Here is a 5,685-nt window from a genome sequence, read left to right as displayed (position 1 = left end):
TCAAAGAAAGGCGACGACATACTCTCCCACATAACTGCAGTACCATCTGCGCAGGCGGGCTTAACTACTCTGTTCGGGATGGGAAGAGGTGAGCCCCGCCGCAATAACCACCTTAAGAGGTTATAATTGCTTTGGGCAATTACTGTAATGTTGTTTATACTTCTATAAACATCAATCACATAATATCTTAACATACTGAGATAAAGAAAATAAAAAGTTTATCCTGAACTTGATTCAGGATCTAAGAAAGTTTCTTCCCCGGGTTGCCCCGGGGAAAAGCGTACATAAGCTTACGGGTTATTAGTACTACTCGACTATGACATTACTGCCTTTACATCTATAGCCTATCAACGTAGTCATCTCCTACGACCCTTAAAAGAAATCTCATCTTGTGGTGGGTTTCGCGCTTATATGCTTTCAGCGCTTATCCCTTCCAAACGTAGCTACTCTGCGATGCTCCTGGCGGAACAACAGATACACTAGAGGTTTGTCCAATTCGGTCCTCTCGTACTAGAATCAGATCCACTCAAATTTCTTGCGCCCACAGTAGATAGAGACCGAACTGTCTCACGACGTTCTGAACCCAGCTCGCGTGCCACTTTAATGGGCGAACAGCCCAACCCTTGGGACCTTCTCCAGCCCCAGGATGTGACGAGCCGACATCGAGGTGCCAAACCCCCCCGTCGATATGAGCTCTTGGGGGAGATCAGCCTGTTATCCCCGGCGTACCTTTTATCCTTTGAGCGATGGCCCTTCCATGCGGAACCACCGGATCACTATGCTCTACTTTCGTACCTGATCGACCTGTATGTCTCTCAGTCAAGCTCCCTTATGCCATTGCACTCTACGCACGGTTACCAAGCGTACTGAGGGAACCTTTAGAAGCCTCCGTTACTCTTTTGGAGGCGACCACCCCAGTCAAACTACCCACCAAGCAATGTCCCCCGCAAAGCGGGGTTAGGCCTCAGACAAACAAAGGGTTGTATTTCAACAATGACTCCACAACGCCTAGCGACGCCACTTCACAGTCTCCAACCTATCCTACACATCATTTGTCCAAGGTCAATACTAAGCTATAGTAAAGGTGCACAGGGTCTTTTCGTCCCACTGCGGGTAAGCGGCATCTTCACCGCTACTACAATTTCACCGAGCTCATGGCTGAGACAGTGTCCAGATCGTTACACCATTCGTGCAGGTCGGAACTTACCCGACAAGGAATTTCGCTACCTTAGGACCGTTATAGTTACGGCCGCCGTTTACTGGGGCTTCATTTCAATGCTTCTCCGAAGATAACATCTCCACTTAACCTTCCAGCACCGGGCAGGTGTCAGGCCCTATACTTCATCTTACGATTTTGCAGAGCCCTGTGTTTTTGATAAACAGTCGCCTGGACCTCTTCACTGCGGCCAGCATTGCTGCTGGCGACCCTTCTCCCGAAGTTACGGGTCTATTTTGCCTAATTCCTTAGCCATGAATCTCTCGAGCACCTTAGGATTCTCTCCTCGACTACCTGTGTCGGTTTGCGGTACGGGTACTTATTACCTGAAGTTTAGAGGTTTTTCTTGGAAGCCCTTAGGCGCACTATCTCTTTGTCCGAAGACTCCGAGTACTATCGTATTTCCCCAAGCCGCGTGGATTTGCCTGCGCAGCTTATAGGTAGGTACTTCAACGAACTATTCCGTCAGTTCGCGGCGCTTTCATCACTCCGTCACCCCATCACAGTAATAACTAGTACGGGAATATTAACCCGTTGTCCATCGACTGTCCCTTTCGGGTTCGCCTTAGGTCCCGACTAACCCACAGCTGATTAGCATAGCTGTGGAAACCTTAGTCTTTCGGTGTGCGGGTTTCTCGCCCGCATTATCGTTACTTATGCCTACATTTTCTTTTCTCACCGGTCCAGCATACCTTACGATACACCTTCTACCCTGTGAGAATGCTCCCCTACCACTACCTAAATAAATAGGTAATCCATAGCTTCGGTAATATACTTATGCCCGATTATTATCCATGCTCGTCCGCTCGACTAGTGAGCTGTTACGCACTCTTTAAATGAATGGCTGCTTCCAAGCCAACATCCTAGCTGTCTGGGCAGACAAACCTCGTTCTTTCAACTTAGTATATATTTGGGGACCTTAGCTGATGGTCTGGGTTCTTTCCCTCTCGGACTTGGACCTTAGCACCCAAGCCCTCACTGTTATGAAACATTATATAGCATTCGGAGTTTGTCAGGAATTGGTAGGCGGTGAAGCCCCCGCATCCAATCAGTAGCTCTACCTCTATATAACTTTACGCATAACGCTGCACCTAAATGCATTTCGGGGAGTACGAGCTATTTCCGAGTTTGATTGGCCTTTCACCCCTACCCACAGGTCATCCGAAGACTTTTCAACGTCAACCGGTTCGGACCTCCACACTGTGTTACCAGCGCTTCATCCTGCCCATGGGTAGATCACACGGTTTCGCGTCTAACACTACTGACTAAAGCGCCCTATTCAGACTCGCTTTCGCTACGGATCCGTGGCTTAACCACTTATCCTTGCCAGCAACGTTAACTCGTAGGCTCATTATGCAAAAGGCACGCCGTCACCCCACGAAAGGGCTCCGACCGCTTGTAAGCGTATGGTTTCAGGATCTATTTCACTCCGTTATTCACGGTTCTTTTCACCTTTCCCTCACGGTACTGGTTCACTATCGGTCTCTCAGGAGTATTTAGCCTTAGCGGATGGTCCCGCCAAATTCAGACAGGATTTCTCGTGTCCCGCCCTACTCAGGATACCACTATCGTTATCTTCTATTACTTATACAGGGCTATCACCTTCTTTGGCTCTACTTTCCAGTAGATTCTAATTCTATCCGCAACAAATGTCGTGGTCCTACAACCCCAATATTGCCGTAACAACATTGGTTTGGGCTAATCCGCGTTCGCTCGCCACTACTTACGGAATCACTTTTGTTTTCTTCTCCTCCGCCTACTTAGATGTTTCAGTTCAGCGGGTTTGCCCACCTATCGGTGTACTATGTCTTCAACATAGTGGGTTGCCCCATTCAGGTATCTACGGATCAATTCGTGTGTGCCAATCCCCGTAGCTTTTCGCAGCTTATCACGCCTTTCATCGCCTCTGAGAGCCAAGGCATCCCCCATACGCCCTTATTTTGCTTATTGTACCAACACATTAATTAAAATGTGCCGTTTCTTTTACTTGTCTAATGATAAACAAGCAAAAAATGCTTTCTACTTTTTATTATTTTCTTATCTCAATATGTCAATGAACTTGTATGCTGAATTTATTTCAGCATCTTGTGGAGAATAACGGAGTCGAACCGTTGACCTCCTGCGTGCAAGGCAGGCGCTCTAGCCAGCTGAGCTAATCCCCCAATCTTTTTTAATATGAATTGTGAATTACGAATTACGATGTATATCGTCATTTTTCAACTCTAGAATTTCTTCTTTGTATTTAAGTAAATAGTTGTCTCGGACAGACTCGAACTGTCGACCCCTACATTATCAGTGTAGTACTCTAACCAGCTGAGCTACGAGACACTCTTATTCTTAAATGGTATTATTTGAACTAACAGCAAGAGTAATAAAACGTCCACATTTGTTTCCAATTCGAACTTTCGTCTTCTTTCCCAAAAGTGTTGTTTACACAACTAACATTTGGGCTCTAGAAAGGAGGTGTTCCAGCCGCACCTTCCGGTACGGCTACCTTGTTACGACTTAGCCCTAGTTACCAGTTTTACCCTAGGCAGCTCCTTGCGGTCACCGACTTCAGGCACCCCCAGCTTCCATGGCTTGACGGGCGGTGTGTACAAGGCCCGGGAACGTATTCACCGGATCATGGCTGATATCCGATTACTAGCGATTCCAGCTTCACGGAGTCGAGTTGCAGACTCCGATCCGAACTGTGACCGGTTTTATAGATTCGCTCCTGGTCGCCCAGTGGCTGCTCTCTGTACCGGCCATTGTAGCACGTGTGTAGCCCAAGGCGTAAGGGCCGTGATGATTTGACGTCATCCCCACCTTCCTCGCAGTTTGCACTGGCAGTCTTGTTAGAGTTCCCGACATGACTCGCTGGCAACTAACAACAGGGGTTGCGCTCGTTATAGGACTTAACCTGACACCTCACGGCACGAGCTGACGACAACCATGCAGCACCTTGTAAATTGTCTTGCGAAAAGTCTGTTTCCAAACCGGTCAATCTACATTTAAGCCTTGGTAAGGTTCCTCGCGTATCATCGAATTAAACCACATGCTCCACCGCTTGTGCGGGCCCCCGTCAATTCCTTTGAGTTTCATTCTTGCGAACGTACTCCCCAGGTGGGATACTTATCACTTTCGCTTAGCCACTGAAATTGCTCCCAACAGCTAGTATCCATCGTTTACGGCGTGGACTACCAGGGTATCTAATCCTGTTCGCTACCCACGCTTTCGTCCATCAGCGTCAATATATTAGTAGTAACCTGCCTTCGCAATTGGTATTCCATGTAATCTCTAAGCATTTCACCGCTACACTACATATTCTAGTTACTTCCTAATAATTCAAGTCAGACAGTATCAATGGCCGTTCCACCGTTGAGCGATGGGCTTTCACCACTGACTTATCTGACCGCCTACGGACCCTTTAAACCCAATGATTCCGGATAACGCTTGGATCCTCCGTATTACCGCGGCTGCTGGCACGGAGTTAGCCGATCCTTATTCTTACAGTACCGTCAAGGTTCTACACGTAGAACTGTTTCTTCCTGTACAAAAGCAGTTTACAATCCATAGGACCGTCATCCTGCACGCGGCATGGCTGGATCAGGCTTGCGCCCATTGTCCAATATTCCTCACTGCTGCCTCCCGTAGGAGTCTGGTCCGTGTCTCAGTACCAGTGTGGGGGATCTCCCTCTCAGGACCCCTACCCATCGTAGCCTTGGTAAGCCGTTACCTTACCAACTAGCTAATGGGACGCATGCTCATCTTTCACCGATAAATCTTTAATATATAAATGATGCCATTCATATATACTATAAGGTATTAATCCAAATTTCTCTGGGCTATCCCTTTGTGAAAGGTAGATTGCATACGCGTTACGCACCCGTGCGCCGGTCTCTAATTCCGAAGAACTATACCCCTCGACTTGCATGTGTTAAGCCTGCCGCTAGCGTTCATCCTGAGCCAGGATCAAACTCTTCATCGTATATTGTATGCTTGAATAAATTCAAGCTATTGTTATTCGACTAAATTCTCTAGTGGTTTTTTCAAATCTTTCGATTCTATTACTCTCATTCTTTTGTTTTGAAATCTCTTTCAAAACGGCTGTCAATTCAATATGTCTAGGAACGTGTTCTGCTTGTTGTAAACTGAATTTTATTTCAGCCTCTCTACCTTGTTAGCACTTCTTAAAGTGTTTCTCAAAGCGGGTGCAAAAGTGCAACTTCTTTTCTTAACCGGCAAGAAAATTTTGAAGTTTTTTTTGGAAATTTTTTATCCCCGTTTTCTTCTCTTTTTCTTATCAGTCTATCAAGGAACTTTGCTTGTTTTGCGGGGTGCAAATGTAACATCCGTTTTCTAATCTCACAAGCTTTTCTAAATCTTTTTTAGAAAATAAATTTTCTAGTTTGATTCGTACTACTTGCCAGTTTATAAAAGAACGTCTGCGTTGTTGCGGGTGCAAAAGTAGCCCCTTTATTCGCTTT

General features: G+C 46.5%; 2 tRNA genes and 3 rRNA genes. All 5 read right to left on the bottom strand.

Features of this window, described 5'->3' with window-relative positions:
- Positions 1-5: 5 nt before the first annotated feature.
- Positions 6-115: ribosomal RNA gene (rrf, locus tag ACNQGG_RS17120) — 5S ribosomal RNA — on the bottom strand.
- Positions 116-280: 165 nt separating this feature from the next.
- Positions 281-3,166: ribosomal RNA gene (locus ACNQGG_RS17115) — 23S ribosomal RNA — on the bottom strand.
- Positions 3,167-3,304: 138 nt separating this feature from the next.
- A tRNA-Ala gene (locus ACNQGG_RS17110) sits at positions 3,305-3,378 on the bottom strand.
- A gap of 92 nt (positions 3,379-3,470) precedes the next feature.
- Positions 3,471-3,544, bottom strand: a tRNA-Ile gene (locus ACNQGG_RS17105).
- Positions 3,545-3,672: 128 nt separating this feature from the next.
- A 16S ribosomal RNA gene (locus tag ACNQGG_RS17100) occupies positions 3,673-5,186 on the bottom strand.
- Together the 16S, 23S and 5S rRNA genes with 2 tRNA genes alongside form the textbook arrangement of a ribosomal RNA operon.
- Positions 5,187-5,685 lie beyond the last annotated feature (499 nt).

The organism is Flavobacterium esculini (assembly GCF_048284325.1).
GTDB lineage: Bacteria > Bacteroidota > Bacteroidia > Flavobacteriales > Flavobacteriaceae > Flavobacterium.
The sequence above is the reverse complement of the archived record's forward strand: the minus strand, read 5'-3'. Positions and strand labels throughout refer to the sequence as shown.